The organism is Oceanimonas sp. GK1, assembly GCF_000243075.1.
GTDB lineage: Bacteria > Pseudomonadota > Gammaproteobacteria > Enterobacterales > Aeromonadaceae > Oceanimonas.
Genome location: NC_016745.1, coordinates 2,606,683 through 2,620,236, shown reverse-complemented (window position 1 = coordinate 2,620,236; position 13,554 = coordinate 2,606,683). Strand labels below are relative to the sequence as shown.

General features: G+C 62.5%; 12 protein-coding genes. 9 read left to right on the top strand and 3 right to left on the bottom strand.

What is annotated here, in order from left to right; genetic code table 11:
• Positions 1–63: 63 nt before the first annotated feature.
• A complete protein-coding gene (locus GU3_RS12355; RefSeq protein WP_014292871.1) occupies positions 64–1,338 on the bottom strand; it encodes an FAD-binding oxidoreductase in 1,275 nt (424 codons plus the stop codon).
• Between the two features lie 16 nt (positions 1,339–1,354).
• On the bottom strand, positions 1,355–2,710 hold the full coding sequence (locus tag GU3_RS12350) for a glutamine synthetase family protein (protein WP_014292870.1): 1,356 nt from the start codon (positions 2,708–2,710) through the stop codon (positions 1,355–1,357).
• A 217-nt stretch (positions 2,711–2,927) separates the two neighbouring features.
• Here GU3_RS12350 and GU3_RS12345 point away from each other — a divergent pair, with 217 nt between their 5' ends.
• From GU3_RS12345 to GU3_RS12315, 7 genes are all read left to right on the top strand, one after another.
• Positions 2,928–4,286, top strand: a complete 1,359-nt coding sequence (locus GU3_RS12345) for a glutamine synthetase family protein (protein ID WP_237711143.1) — start codon at positions 2,928–2,930, stop codon at positions 4,284–4,286.
• A 30-nt stretch (positions 4,287–4,316) separates the two neighbouring features.
• Positions 4,317–5,690 carry an aspartate aminotransferase family protein gene (locus tag GU3_RS12340; RefSeq protein ID WP_014292868.1) on the top strand — a complete coding sequence of 458 codons (1,374 nt, stop codon included), beginning with the start codon at positions 4,317–4,319 and terminating at the stop codon, positions 5,688–5,690.
• Position 5,691: 1 nt separating this feature from the next.
• Complete coding sequence (locus GU3_RS12335; protein WP_014292867.1) at positions 5,692–6,798, top strand: extracellular solute-binding protein; 1,107 nt, start codon at positions 5,692–5,694, stop codon at positions 6,796–6,798.
• A gap of 197 nt (positions 6,799–6,995) precedes the next feature.
• Positions 6,996–8,117 carry a putrescine ABC transporter ATP-binding subunit PotG gene (potG, locus tag GU3_RS12330; RefSeq protein ID WP_014292866.1) on the top strand — a complete coding sequence of 374 codons (1,122 nt, stop codon included), beginning with the start codon at positions 6,996–6,998 and terminating at the stop codon, positions 8,115–8,117.
• Between the two features lie 12 nt (positions 8,118–8,129).
• Complete coding sequence (gene potH, locus GU3_RS12325; RefSeq protein ID WP_014292865.1) at positions 8,130–9,020, top strand: putrescine ABC transporter permease PotH; 891 nt, start codon at positions 8,130–8,132, stop codon at positions 9,018–9,020.
• A gap of 3 nt (positions 9,021–9,023) precedes the next feature.
• On the top strand, positions 9,024–9,869 hold the full coding sequence (gene potI, locus GU3_RS12320; protein ID WP_014292864.1) for a putrescine ABC transporter permease PotI: 846 nt from the start codon (positions 9,024–9,026) through the stop codon (positions 9,867–9,869).
• 10 nt (positions 9,870–9,879) lie between these two features.
• Positions 9,880–10,422 carry a cupin domain-containing protein gene (locus GU3_RS12315; protein ID WP_014292863.1) on the top strand — a complete coding sequence of 181 codons (543 nt, stop codon included), beginning with the start codon at positions 9,880–9,882 and terminating at the stop codon, positions 10,420–10,422.
• Between the two features lie 3 nt (positions 10,423–10,425).
• Here GU3_RS12315 and GU3_RS12310 read toward each other — a convergent pair whose 3' ends face one another.
• Positions 10,426–10,974: a cupin domain-containing protein gene (locus tag GU3_RS12310; protein ID WP_014292862.1), complete on the bottom strand. Its 549-nt coding sequence runs from the start codon at positions 10,972–10,974 to the stop codon at positions 10,426–10,428.
• Between the two features lie 159 nt (positions 10,975–11,133).
• On the opposite strand from GU3_RS12310, the gene ald reads away from it, so the two are divergent.
• Positions 11,134–12,258: an alanine dehydrogenase gene (ald, locus tag GU3_RS12305; protein ID WP_014292861.1), complete on the top strand. Its 1,125-nt coding sequence runs from the start codon at positions 11,134–11,136 to the stop codon at positions 12,256–12,258.
• Between the two features lie 2 nt (positions 12,259–12,260).
• Positions 12,261–13,544, top strand: a complete 1,284-nt coding sequence (locus GU3_RS12300; protein ID WP_014292860.1) for a DUF4010 domain-containing protein — start codon at positions 12,261–12,263, stop codon at positions 13,542–13,544.
• The last annotated feature ends 10 nt before the right edge of the window (positions 13,545–13,554 follow it).

Sequence of the window (13,554 nt, the reverse complement as noted above, 5' to 3'; positions counted from 1 at the left end):
TGTTGCACAGGCCCTGCCGGCTAAAGCGGCAGCTACGTTCACTGGAGCATATTCCGGGTATTTTTACAACAGATCCCGCAGCCGGTACCAGGCCATAGCCAGCACCAGGGCCGGGGTGCGCAACAGCCGGCCGCCGGGAAAGTCCCGGTGGGGAATGCGGGAAAACAGATCAAAGCGCTCGGCACTGCCGGCAATGGCGTCCGCCATCAGGCTGCCGGCCATGCCGGTGAGGGCAATGCCATGGCCGGAGAACCCTTGGGCAAAATAGACATTGCCGTTGAGCCGGCCGAAATGGGGGGCCCGGTTCATGGTAATGCCCACATAGCCGCCCCAGGTATATTGCTGTTTCACGTCCGCCAGCTGGGGGAACACATGGCGTAACCGTTTGCCCATGGAGGCCGCCAGGTTGACCGGATCCCGCCCCGAATAACTGACCCGGCCGCCAAACAGTAGCCGGTGGTCGGCGCTCAGGCGAAAATAGTCGAGCACAAAGTTGATGTCGGCCACCGCCATGTTGTTGGCAATCAGGGAGCGGGCCCGCGCTTCGCCCAGGGGCTCGGTGGCGGTAATGTAGGTGCCCACCGGCATGATCTTGCGCTCGATGTCCGGGGCGATGCCTTCCAGATAGGCGTTGCCGCACAGCAGCAGATGGCGGCAGCGAACCATGCCGTGGGGCGTGTGCACCACCGGGTGTTCGCCCTGCTCAATGCGGGTGGCGGGGGTATATTCAAAAAACTGGGCCCCGGCCTCGGCGGCGGCATTCGCCAGCCCCAGGGTGTAGTTGAGCGGATGCACATGGCCGCTGGCGGCGTCATACAGGCCGCCAAGATAGGCCTCACTGTCCAGTTGTGCTCGCACCTGCTCCCGGCTCCACAGTTGCAGCGAGTCGTAGCCGTAGTCCCGGCGCAGGCTGTCGGCCCAGTGTTCCAGCTCGTTCATGTGCCGGGGCTTGACCGCGGCGTGCAGGTGGCCATCGGCCAGATCGCACTGAATCTTATGCTGGTCAATGCGCTGGCGCATCTGCGTGAGTGCCTCGATTGAGATGTCCCACAGCTGCCGGCTGATCTTGTCTCCCACCAGTCGGGTGAGCGAGGCCTGCTCACAGGCATAGCCGAAAATCATCTGGCCGCCGCTGCGACCCGAGGCGCCCCAGCCTACCCGGCGGGTATCCAGCACCGCCACGCTATAGCCCCGTTCCGCCAGATTGAGGGCGGCGCTGCAGCCGGTAATGCCGGCGCCCACAATGCACACGTCCACCTCCAGGTTATCGTGTAGGGCGGAATACTCCGGGGCCGAATGGGCGGAAGCGGCGTAATAGGAATCGGCGTGCGGCTGCATAGAGGCTCCTGAGTTTTTACACAAGGTGCTGATACCATTGGTATTCCAGCGGCGTGACGTGTTGATCGAATTCGGCCAGCTCAAAGCGCTTGTTAATCAGATAGGCCCGGTGAAACTCCTTGCCCAGGTATTGCGACAGCCGGTGCGACTGGGCAAAGCGGTCCAGGGCGTTCTGCCAGCGGTAGGGCAGCAGCGGCAGATCCAGCTTGTTGGCGTCGCCCTGAATGGGCGCGGGCGGGTGCAGTTGTTCCGTCAGGCCATAATCCACGGCGGCAAGAATGGCCGCCACCACCAGGTAGGGGTTGGCATCGGCCCCGGCGACCCTGTGTTCCAGTCGGGTATTGGCCGGGTCACCCGACGGAATGCGCACCGCCACGGTGCGGTTGTCAAAGCCCCAGCTGGCGTGCAGGGGCACAAACATGTGCGGCTGCAGCCGGCGAAAGGAGTTGGCATTGGGGGCAAACAGCGCCATGGATTCCGGCAGCATGCTGAGGGTGCCGGCAATGGCCTGGCGCAACAGCTCGTGATCCCCGGCAAACACATTGTTGCCGTCGTTATCGAGCAGGCTCACATGAATATGCATGCCCGAGCCGGCCTGACCGTTGTAGGGCTTGGCCATAAAGGTGGCGTACATGCCCTGCTTGATGGCGATGGCCTTGATCGCCCGCTTGAGCAGAATGGCCTGATCGCAGGCGGCCACGGCATCATTCTGGTGGGTGAGGTTGATTTCAAACTGGCCCGGGGCGTACTCGGCCACGGCGTTGTCGGCGGGAATGTGCTGCAGTTTGCACACCTCGGCCACCTGCACCAGAAAGTCTTCCCAGCTGTCGAGATCGTCCAGGGAATAGACCTGGGTATCGTGCATGCGCTCATCGGTACCGGGCAGTATGGGCGGTTGGGGCAGACCGTCGGCCCCTTCCTTCTGATCCACCAGGTAAAACTCCAGCTCCACCGCCACACAGGGGTGCAGGCCTTTTTCCTTCAGCCGGTTCAGTACCTTTTGCAGCACATGGCGCGGGTCGGCAAAAAAGGGGCTGCCGTCGAGATCTTCCATGGTCATCAGGATCTGGCCCGACGGGATCTTGTGCCAGGGCACCGGCGCCAGGGTATGGGGCAGCAGCCGGCACAGCCGGTCGCTGTCGCCCTGAGCCAGGCCCATGCCGGTTTCTTCCACCGTCTGACCGGTAATATCCAGGGCAAACACCGAGGCCGGCAGGCTGATGCCCTGGCTCAGGGCCTTTTCAAAGGCGCTGGTCTGAATGCGTTTGCCGCGAATGACACCGTTGATGTCGCACAGCATCAGATCGACGGACTGAAAGGCCGACCAGGGCGAGTCGGCATGGCTTTTTGCGGTATCACGGGCCTTGTGCATGAGTGCGTCCTTAACATGTCGTCGTGGCATGGCCATGGTCGTTCCATCGCGGCACGGCTGTTTAATATCCACTAATTTTTGTTAAATGATAATGCCGTTTAGTTAACATCGGGGCGAGCGATAATTTTTCTTGCCCACTGGCTATGTCTATGTCTAGCATACTTTTACACCAATATGGACTATGCTGACGAGTGTGTTTTTGACCCAGAGCGTCGTTATGAGTGTTCAAGATCCTGAAAACCGCGATATGGAATGGCTGCGCCAGTGGATGCAGCAGCACGCCATTACCGAAGTCGAATGCCTGTTGCCCGACTTTACCGGCAATGCCCGGGGCAAAATACTGCCGGCCAGCAAGTTTCTGAAAGAAGGCGGCATGCGCCTGCCCGACAATATCTTTCTGCAGACCGTGAACGGCGACTGGCCCGATGACGAGAGCATCGACTGGACCGAGCGCGACATGGAGCTGCACGCAGACATCAATACACCCCGGCTGGTACCCTGGGCCAGTGAACCCACCGCCCAGGTGATCCACGACTGTTTCGACGCCGACGGCGAGCCGGTGGAAATCGCGCCGCGCAGCGTACTGCGCCGGGTACTGAAGCTCTACGAGCAGGAGGGCTGGCGGCCGGTGGTGGCGCCGGAGCTGGAGTTTTTCCTGGTCAAGAAAAATGAGGACTGGGACTACCCGCTGGAGCCGCCCATCGGTCGTAACGGCCGGCCGGAAACCGCGCGCCAGTCGTTCAGCATCGACGCCGTCAATGAGTTCGATCCCATCTTTGAGGAAATGTACGACTTCTGTGAAGCCCAGGAGCTGGAGGTGGACACCCTGATCCACGAATCCGGGGCGGCCCAGATGGAGGTGAACTTTATACACGGCGACGCCCTGGATCTGGCGGATCAGGTGTTTCTGTTCAAGCGCACCATGCGTGAGGCGGCCATGCGCCATAACGTCTACGCCACCTTTATGGCCAAGCCGATGAAAAACGAGCCGGGCAGCGCCATGCACATTCACCAGAGCCTGGTGGACGCCGATGGCAACAACCTCTTTGCCAACCCGGACGGCAGCCACAGCGAGCTGTTCCTGCACTATATCGGCGGTATGCAGCGCTATATTCCCAGCGCCGTGGCGCTGTTTGCCCCCAACGTCAACTCCTACCGCCGGCTGGCCTTTGGTGACTCGGCGCCGCGCAACATGGCCTGGGGCGAAGACAATCGCACCGTGGGCCTGCGGGTGCCGCGCTCGGGGTTGGCCGACCGGCGTATTGAAAACCGCTTTGCCGGCGCCGATGCCAACCCCTATCTAGCGCTGGCGGCCAGCCTGGCCTGTGGTTATCTCGGCATGAAACAGGGCATTGCACCCACCGACGAGGTGGAAGGCAGCGCCTACAACATGCCCTTTGGCCTGGCCCGCAGCCTGGAAGAAGCCCTGCTGGAGCTGGAGCAGTGCGAGGAGCTGCGCGAGATGCTGGGGCCGCGCTTTGTGCGCGCCTTTATCGCGGTCAAGCGCAAGGAATACGAGGCCTTTTTTACGGTGATCAGCGCCTGGGAGCGGGAGTTTTTGCTGCTCAACGTATAACCCAACCACCATGTCGACAGGGAGTTGAACATGCCGGAATTGAACAAGGGAGCACTGCAACGACTGGACGAGGCCCACCACCTGCATCCCTTTACCGACAGCCAGTCGCTGCATCAAAAGGGTGCCCGGGTGATCGAGCGGGGCGAGGGGGTGTATCTGTGGGATGCCGACGGTCACCGCATTCTCGACGGCATGGCTGGGCTCTGGTGCGTCAACCTGGGCTACGGCCGGGAAGAGCTGATTGAGGCGGCCAATGCCCAGCTGCGCCGCCTGCCCTATTACAACCTGTTTTTTCAGACCACTCATCCTCCTGCCGCCAGACTGGCGGCCACCCTGGCCGGGCTGCTGCCCGGCGACATGCAGCACCTGTTTTTCACCGGCTCCGGCTCTGAGTGCAACGATACGGTCGTGCGCATGGTACGCCACTTCTGGGCGGAGCAGGGCCGGCCCGAGCGTAAGGTGATCATCAGTCGGCACAACGCCTACCACGGCTCCACCCTGGCCGGTGCGTCCCTCGGCGGCATGAAGCCCATGCATGCCCAGGGAGGGTTGCCGTTGCCGGACATGGTGCATATCGACCAGCCTTATCATTTTGGTGAGGGGCAGGGCACCGACCCTCATGCATTTGGCCTGGCGCGGGCCCGGCAGTTGGAGCAGAAAATTCTCGAACTCGGCCCGGAGCGGGTGGCGGCCTTTATCGGTGAGCCCATTCAGGGCGCCGGCGGCGTGATCATTCCGCCCGACAGCTACTGGCCGGAAATTCAGCGCATTTGCCGGCAGTACGACATTCTGCTGGTAGCCGACGAGGTGATCTGCGGCTTTGGCCGCACCGGTCACTGGTTTGCCAGCGAGCACTTCGGTCTTGAGCCGGATCTGCTGTGCATGGCAAAGGGCATTACCTCCGGCTACATTCCCCTCGGGGCCGTGGCGGTGGGCCGGCGGGTGGCGGAAGGACTGATCGCCGGCGGCGAGTTCTTTCACGGTTTTACCTATTCCGGTCACCCGGTGGCCTGCGCCGTGGCCCAGGCCAATATCGAGGTGATGCAACAGGAACACATTGTCGAGCGGGTGCGGGATGATATCGGCCCTTACCTGCAACAGCGCTGGGCCAGCCTGGCCGATCATCCCCTGGTGGGGGAAACCCGGGGCCTGGGGCTTTTGGCGGCGCTGGAACTGGTGGCCGACAAGGCCACCCTGGCCCGCTTTCCCAGCGACGCCGGTGCCGGTCTGGTCTGCCGTGAGCACAGCCTGGATGCCGGGCTGGTGATGCGGGCGGTGGGCGACACCATGATCATTTCGCCGCCCCTGGTGATCACCCGCGCCGAGATCGACGAGCTGGTGGAAAAGGCGCGTCGAGCACTGGATTTGACCCTTCATACCCTGAGCAACCAACAAGGAAAGTAGCATGACACCACAACCCGTGTTTAAAGCCGGCCTGCTGGCCGCCGGTATTACGCTGGCGCTCCATGCCCAGGCCCAGGAGCCGGCCCAGGTCAATTTCTACAACTGGTCCGACTATATCGCCGAGGACACCCTGGCCAACTTTACCCAGGAGACCGGCATTGCCGTGACCTACGACGTGTTCGACTCCAACGAGGTGCTGGAGGCCAAGCTGCTGGCGGGCAACACCGGCTTTGACGTGGTGGTGCCCACCGGCGACTTCATGGGTCGGCAAATTCAGGCCGGGGCCTTTTTGCCCCTGGACAAGTCGAAGCTTCCCAATTACGGCAACCTGGACCCGCGCATCATGACGCTGCTGGCGGAAAAAGATCCCGGCAACCAGTATGGTGTGCCCTACCTGTGGGGCACCACCGGCATCGGCTATAACGTGGACAAGGTGAAGGAAGTGCTGGGAGAAGATGCCCCGGTGGACTCCTGGGATCTGGTGATGAAGCCGGAGAACCTGGCAAAACTCAGCCAGTGCGGCGTGGCCTTCCTCGATGCGCCCACCGAGATCTTCGCCGCCGCCCTCAACTACCAGGGACTGGATCCGAACAGTACCAACGCCAGTGACTACAACGGACCGGCCACCGAGCTGATGATGCAGCTTCGGCCCCATATCACCTATTTCCATTCCTCCAAGTACATCAACGACCTGGCCAACGGCGATATCTGCGTGGCGGTGGGCTGGTCCGGCGACATACTGCAGGCGCGGGATAGGGCCGATGAGGCGGAACGGGGCGTGAAGGTGGCCTACCGGATCCCTAAGGAAGGTGCCCTGATGTGGGTGGACATGCTCACCATTCCCAAGGACGCCCGGCATCCTGACAACGCCCATGCGCTGATCAATTACCTGCTGAAGCCGGACGTGATCGGTGACATTTCCAACTATGTGGCCTACGCCAACCCCAACCAGGCGGCCAGCGAGTTTGTGGATGCGGATATCCTCAACGATCCGGGCATTTACCCCAGCCAGGAAGTGGCGGAAAAGCTCTACACCGCCAAGCTGCTGCCGCAAGCGGTGAACCGGGCGATTACCCGTGCCTGGACCCGGGTTAAGACCGGCAAATAAGCAAGCCTCAAGAGTATGTAATGAAGGCCGGCCTAAGCAGCAACAACAGGGATTGCCGGATTCGACCGTCAAATGCCAGGGAGGGCATTTGCCGAGCGTCCCAAGGATGGGCTTGAAGCGTGTCGAAGAAGGCAACCCTGCTGGTGCTGCTCTGCGGAGCCACAGGATCACGCTGAGCAAGCAACACGGAGGCAAGCATGCCGGAACAGGAACAACCGGTCAGCACGAAAAAGGCGCCCTTTCTTGATATTCGCGGGGTCAGCAAGCTGTACGACGGTCAGCCGGCGGTGGATAGCGTCAGCCTGCAGATACAGCAGGGTGAAATTTTTGCCCTGCTGGGGGCCTCGGGCTGCGGCAAGTCGACCCTGCTGCGCATGCTGGCCGGGTTTGAACCGCCCAGCCAGGGTGAGATCTTTCTCGATGGGGTCGACATTGCCGAGGTACCGCCCTATGAGCGGCCCATCAACATGATGTTTCAGTCCTATGCGCTGTTTCCCCATATGACGGTGGAAGCCAACATCGCCTTTGGCCTGAAGCAGGACCGGCTGCCCAAGGCCGAGATTGCCGAGCGGGTGGCGGAAATGCTCAAGCTGGTGCACATGGAAGACTTCGCCCGGCGCAAACCTCATCAGCTGTCCGGCGGCCAACGCCAGCGGGTGGCCCTGGCACGCAGCCTGGCCAAGCGGCCCAAGCTGCTGCTGCTGGACGAGCCCATGGGCGCGCTCGACAAGAAGCTTCGGGAAGAGATGCAGCTGGAGCTGGTCAACATCATTGAGAGTGTGGGCGTCACCTGCGTCATGGTGACCCACGATCAGGAAGAGGCCATGACCATGGCCGGACGCATCGCCATCATGAACCAGGGCCGGCTGGTGCAGGTGGGGGAGCCGCTGGATGTGTATGAATACCCCAACTGCCGGTTCAGTGCCGAGTTTATCGGCTCGGTCAACGTGTTTGAAGGCACGCTGGAGCGCAACGAAGCGGACAGCGCGCTGATCCGCTGCGCCGATCTGGAGCGGCCGCTGCAAATCAACCATGGCGTGTCCATCGGCGAGGGGCTGCCCATCATGATAGCGGTGCGGCCGGAGAAAATGCACCTGTCGGTGCAGGAGCCCGACCAGACCCACAACCGGCTGAGCGGCACGGTGGACGAGATTGCCTACCTCGGGGATGTGTCCATCTACCATGTACGGCTGCCTTCGGGCAAACGCATTCTGGCCACCCTGCCCAACGTGGACCGGCACCGGCGCAACAGCCCCACCTGGGGTGATCCGGTGCATTTGCGCTGGGAAGCGGACAGCTGCGCCGTGCTCATGACCTGAGGAGGCCACAGAATGAAAAAGGTGAAAACCGCCACCGGCCAGCGGCTGGTGATCGCGCTGCCCTATACCTGGCTGCTGCTGTTTTTCCTGGTGCCCTTTCTGATCGTGTTCAAGATCAGCCTGTCGGAAGCGGCACTGGCCATTCCCCCCTACAGTGAGGTGCTGAGGTTTGCCGACGAGCGGCTGCAGATCGTGCTCAATTTCGGCAACTACCTGTTTCTGCTAAGCGACAGCCTGTACATTCAGTCCTATCTGCAGTCGCTCAAGGTGGCCGGCATTTCCACCCTGCTGTGCCTGCTGATCGGCTTTCCCCTGGCCTGGGCTATCGTGCATTCCAAACCCTCCACCCGTAATGTGCTATTGATGCTGGTGATACTGCCGTCCTGGACCTCGTTTCTTATCCGGGTCTATGCCTGGATGGGCATTCTCGGCAACACCGGTTTTCTCAACAATGCCCTGATCTGGCTTGGCGCCATCGACGAGCCGCTGCAGATCCTCAACACCAACACCGCCGTCTATATCGGCATCGTTTACGCCTATCTGCCGTTTATGGTGCTGCCGCTCTATACCGCCCTGATGCGGCTTGATTATTCCCTGGTGGAAGCGGCGGCGGATCTGGGGGCCCGGCCCATGACCACGCTGTTGACGGTGATCGTGCCCCTGGTCAAGGGCGGCATTATTGCCGGCGCCATGCTGGTGTTTATTCCGGCGGTGGGGGAGTTTGTGATCCCCGAATTGCTGGGCGGCCCCGATACCCTGCTGATTGGCCGGGTGCTGTGGCAGGAATTCTTTAATAACCGGGACTGGCCGGTGGCGGCGGCGGTGGCCAGCATCATGCTGTTGCTGCTGATGGTGCCCATCATGTGGTTCCACCGCATTCAGCGCAGAGAAATGGAGGGCTGAGCCATGAACACGATTCCCGTCAGCCGCTCCTGGGCGCGCCCCGTCATTCTCTGGCTGGGGTTTGGCTTTCTCTACGCGCCCATGCTGCTGCTGATCATCTACTCCTTCAACAGCTCCCGGCTGGTGACGGTGTGGGCCGGCTGGTCCACCCAATGGTATGGCGAGCTGTTGGCCGACGACATGATGATGCAGGCGGTGGGGCTCAGCCTCACCATCGCCTTTTTCGCCGCCAGCACCGCCGTGGTGCTGGGCACGGTGGCGGGGTTCGTGCTCACCCGCATCGGCCGGTTTCGCGGTGAGAGCGGTTTTGCCTTTATGATCACCGCCCCCCTGGTGATGCCCGAGGTGATCACCGGGTTGTCGTTGCTGCTGCTGTTTGTGGCCATGGGAGATCTGGTGGGCTGGCCGGCCCAGCGGGGCATGAGTACCATCTGGATTGCCCATGTCACCTTCTGTACCGCCTATGTGGCGGTGGTGGTGAGCTCCCGGCTCAGGGAGCTGGACCGCTCCCTGGAAGAGGCGGCCATGGATCTGGGGGCGCGGCCGCTCAAGGTGTTTTTCGTGATCACTTTGCCGATCATCGCGCCGGCCATCATTGCCGGCTGGCTGCTGGCCTTTACCTTGTCGCTGGACGACCTGGTGATCGCCAGCTTTGTGTCCGGGCCCAATGCCACCACCCTGCCCATGGTGGTGTTTTCCAGCGTGCGGCTGGGGGTCAGTCCCAAGATCAACGCCCTGGCCACCATCATTATTGTGATCGTGTCGCTGGTGACTTTTGTAGGCTGGTGGCTGATGGCCCGGGCCGAAAAGCGCCGGGCCCAGGAAGCCGCCGCCGCCCGGGCCGGCTGAGGAGGGGGTCATGGAGTTGCCTGAACGCCTGAAATGGCTCAGAAACCAGCACGGCCTGACTCAGCGGGAGCTGGCCCGCCGGGCCGGGGTCAGCAACAGCCTGATCTCGCAGATTGAACAGGCGGCGGTAAATCCCTCGGTGGCCACCCTCAAGCGGGTGCTGGACGGGTTTCCCATCACCATGGGGGCATTTTTCAGCCTGGAGCACCGCTTGCGCCGGCAGGTGTTCTTCCGTGCCGACGAGCTGGTGGAATGTGGCAGCAACGACGTCACCATGTGGCTGGTGGGGCCGTTAACGGGGGATCGCAAGCTGGCGCTGTTGCGGGAGTGCTATCCCCCCGGTGCCGACACCGGGCCGGACATGCTCAGCAACGAGGCGGAGGAAGCCGGGCTGGTGCTGAGCGGTGAAATCGAAATTACCGTGGGAGAAGAGTGCCGGGTGCTGAAAGCCGGCGACGGTTATTATTTCGACACCAACCGGCCGCACCGCTTTCGCAACCTCGGCAGCGAGGTGTGCGAGCTGATATCGGCGGCGACACCGCCGACGTTTTAAAGCTTACACCGTCTGGGGCTGACTGGCGGAAACAAGGGACAGCTCGGTGTCGCCGATATTGACGAAGCGGTGGGGCTCGGTGCTGTCAAAGTAATAGCCGTCGCCCGGTCCCAGTTCGAAACGGCGCTCGCCCACCATCAGTAAAAGCCGTCCTGCAATGACCACACCGCATTCCTGGCCCGGATGGCTGAGCCACTCGGGGCCGGTGTCGGCGCCGATGGGCATGGTTTCCCTGAGCAGGGTGATGCTGCGCTCGGGAAAGTGACTGCCGATCAGCCGGTAACTGATGTTGCCGGTGCCCCGCTCGGGCTGGTCATCGGCCCGGTAGATCACGGGCTTGATTGCCTCGGGGGAGGCTTCTTCGGCAAAAAACTCCGCCAGGGTCATGGGAAAGCCGTCGAGCAGTTTCTTGAGGGAGCCGATGGAGGGGCTGACCTGGTTCTTTTCAACCTGGGAAATAAAACCGTTGGTGACCCCGGATCGCTTGGCCAGCTCCCGCTGGGACAGTTTTGCCTGCTGGCGAAGGGTTTTGAGGCGAAGGCCTATGTCCATAACGGCGGTTTTCTCCCTGGTTACAATTGAATCTTTATTGGCGCGCAAGCAGAATGTCGCTCCAGCTTCTATAACAGAAGAAACGACAGTCACCAAGACAAGCGGCAGCGTGGTGAGCGCCATTCTACGCGAAAACACCAAGGCACACAGGGGTTGAACATGGATATCGCAGTACCCAGAGAAATCAAGAATCACGAATACCGGGTGGGCATGACGCCGGCCGGTGTGCGCGAGCTGACCCGGGCCGGACATCGCGTCCGGGTGCAGGCCGGGGCCGGCGAGGGGGACGGTTTTGCCGACCAGCACTATGCGGCCGCCGGTGCCGAGCTGGTGACGGACGTGGAGGCCCTGTTTGCCGAAGCGGAGCTGATCGTCAAGGTCAAGGAGCCGCAACCGGAGGAATACCGCCGGCTGAAGCCCGGTCAGGTGTTGTTCACCTATCTGCATCTGGCGCCCGATGAGGCCCAGACTCAGGGCCTGCTGAGCTCGGGTTGTACCGCCATCGCCTATGAAACCGTGACCGACGACCGGGGCGGTCTGCCGCTGCTGGCGCCCATGAGTGAGGTGGCCGGTCGCATGGCGGTGCAGGCCGGCGCCCATTGCCTGGAAAAGGCGCAAGGCGGGCGAGGCGTGTTGCTGGGCGGGGTACCCGGTGTGGCGCCGGCCCGGGTACTGGTGCTGGGGGGCGGCGTGGTCGGCATCAACGCCGCGCGCATGGCCATGGGACTGGGTGCCGATGTCACCATTTTCGACAAGTCATTGCCGCGGCTGACCCAGCTTGATGCCCTGTACGGCCCGGCGCTCAAGAGCCTGTATTCCACCGCCGATGCCATTGACGCCGAGCTGGAGCGGGCCGATCTGGTGATTGGGGCCGTGCTGATCCCTGGCGCGTCGGCGCCCAAGCTGGTGACCCGGGACATGCTGAAAAGGCTGCCCAGGGGCGCGGTGCTGGTGGACGTCGCCATCGATCAGGGAGGCTGCTTTGAAACCAGCCGGCCCACCACCCATCAGCAGCCGACCTTTGAGGTGGATGGCATTGTGCACTACTGCGTGGCCAACATGCCCGGCGGTGTGGCCCGCACCGCCACCCTGGCCCTGACCAATGCCACCCTGCCCTTTGTGCTGGCCTTGGCCAACAAGGGCTGGCGCCGGGCGCTGAATGAGGATGCGCACCTGGCCCGTGGCCTGAATGTGCATGCCGGCCGTGTGGTGTACCAGGCGGTGGCCGAGGCCCATGGCCTGGTCGTTGAACCCCTGGAGCGGGTACTGGCCGGCAACGACTGAGCATGAATGACCTGGCCGCCGATCTGTGGACGGATCACCAGACCCTGGTGCGCCTTGGTATTGCCCTGCTGCTGGGGGCGCTTATCGGCATTCAGCGGGGCTGGCAACGGCGGGATGCCGAGGCCGGTCAGCGGGTGGCCGGTATTCGTACCCATGCCCTGGTCGGGCTGCTGGGCGGACTGATTGCGTTGCTGGGGCACACCGTGGGGCACTGGCTGATTGCCGTGGGCCTGCTGGGAGTGGTGGCCATCAACCTGGTGGCCTACCGGGCCCAGTCCCGTAGCCTTAACGATTTCAGCATTACCGGCAGCATCGGCCTGTTGCTGACCTTCTGTTTTGGCGCGCAGGCCATGCTCGACAGCCCGGCCATCGCCGCCACGGCGGCGGTGATCACCGCCTTCATTCTGGACAACAAGCGGGAAATTCACGGCTTGCTGCGCAAGCTGCAGGAGCATGAGCTGGATGCCGGCCTCAAGCTGCTGCTGATCACGGTGGTGATGCTGCCGTTGCTGCCCAACCGGGACATGGGGCCGGGCGGGGTGGTCAACCCGTTCGAGATCTGGTGGATGGTGGTGCTGATCGCCTCCGTTTCCTTTCTGGGGTATTTTGCCATTCGCGTGGGCGGGACCGAAAAGGGCATTCTCTTTACCAGCCTGTTTGCCGGGCTGACGTCATCCACCGCCCTGACCCTGCATTATTCCCGGCTGTCGACAGCCACCCCGGCGCTGGCGCCGCTGCTGGCCGCCGGTGTGCTGCTGGCCTGCGGCACCATGTTTCCCCGCATTCTGGTGTATTGCGCCCTGATCAACCCGGCTCTGCTGGCCAGGCTCTGGTGGCCGGTGCTGGTGATGACGCTGCTGCTCTATGGTCCGGCGGTCTGGATCTGGCTACGCCATCGCGCCCAGGTCAATGTGGAGCAACCCAGCCTTAACATGAATCCGCTGGATTTAAAGGCGGCGCTGCTGTTTGGTGGCCTGATCCTGTTGATCATGCTACTGGGGGAATGGCTCAAACAGGCCTTGGGCAATGCCGGTGTGCTGCTGCTGGCGCTGGCCTCCGGGGTGACCGACGTGGACGCCATTACCCTGTCGCTGACGCGCATGTCCCTGGGTGGTCTGGCGCCGGGTACGGCGGTGCTGGGCATCGTACTGGCGGCGTCGGTCAACAACCTGGTGAAGGCGGGCATGGCGGTCAGCCTGGGCGATCGGGCCCTGGGCCGGCGGGTGGCCTGGTCCATGGGCATCTCCCTGCTGGCGGGGCTGCTCACCGCCTGGGGACTGAACTGACGGTGCGTGG

Excerpts from the sequence above, each read along its gene's own strand:
- potH (WP_014292865.1), top strand. The coding sequence starts at position 8,130 with ATGAAAAAGGTGAAAACCGCCACCGGCCAGCGGCTGGTGATCGCGCTG.
- GU3_RS12345 (WP_237711143.1), top strand. The coding sequence starts at position 2,928 with ATGAGTGTTCAAGATCCTGAAAACCGCGATATGGAATGGCTGCGCCAG.
- GU3_RS12315 (WP_014292863.1), top strand. The coding sequence starts at position 9,880 with ATGGAGTTGCCTGAACGCCTGAAATGGCTCAGAAACCAGCACGGCCTG.
- GU3_RS12300 (WP_014292860.1), top strand. The coding sequence starts at position 12,261 with ATGAATGACCTGGCCGCCGATCTGTGGACGGATCACCAGACCCTGGTG.
- GU3_RS12350 (WP_014292870.1), bottom strand. The coding sequence starts at position 2,710 with ATGCACAAGGCCCGTGATACCGCAAAAAGCCATGCCGACTCGCCCTGG.
- ald (WP_014292861.1), top strand. The coding sequence starts at position 11,134 with ATGGATATCGCAGTACCCAGAGAAATCAAGAATCACGAATACCGGGTG.
- GU3_RS12310 (WP_014292862.1), bottom strand. The coding sequence starts at position 10,974 with ATGGACATAGGCCTTCGCCTCAAAACCCTTCGCCAGCAGGCAAAACTG.
- GU3_RS12340 (WP_014292868.1), top strand. The coding sequence starts at position 4,317 with ATGCCGGAATTGAACAAGGGAGCACTGCAACGACTGGACGAGGCCCAC.
- potG (WP_014292866.1), top strand. The coding sequence starts at position 6,996 with ATGCCGGAACAGGAACAACCGGTCAGCACGAAAAAGGCGCCCTTTCTT.
- potI (WP_014292864.1), top strand. The coding sequence starts at position 9,024 with ATGAACACGATTCCCGTCAGCCGCTCCTGGGCGCGCCCCGTCATTCTC.
- GU3_RS12335 (WP_014292867.1), top strand. The coding sequence starts at position 5,692 with ATGACACCACAACCCGTGTTTAAAGCCGGCCTGCTGGCCGCCGGTATT.
- GU3_RS12355 (WP_014292871.1), bottom strand. The coding sequence starts at position 1,338 with ATGCAGCCGCACGCCGATTCCTATTACGCCGCTTCCGCCCATTCGGCC.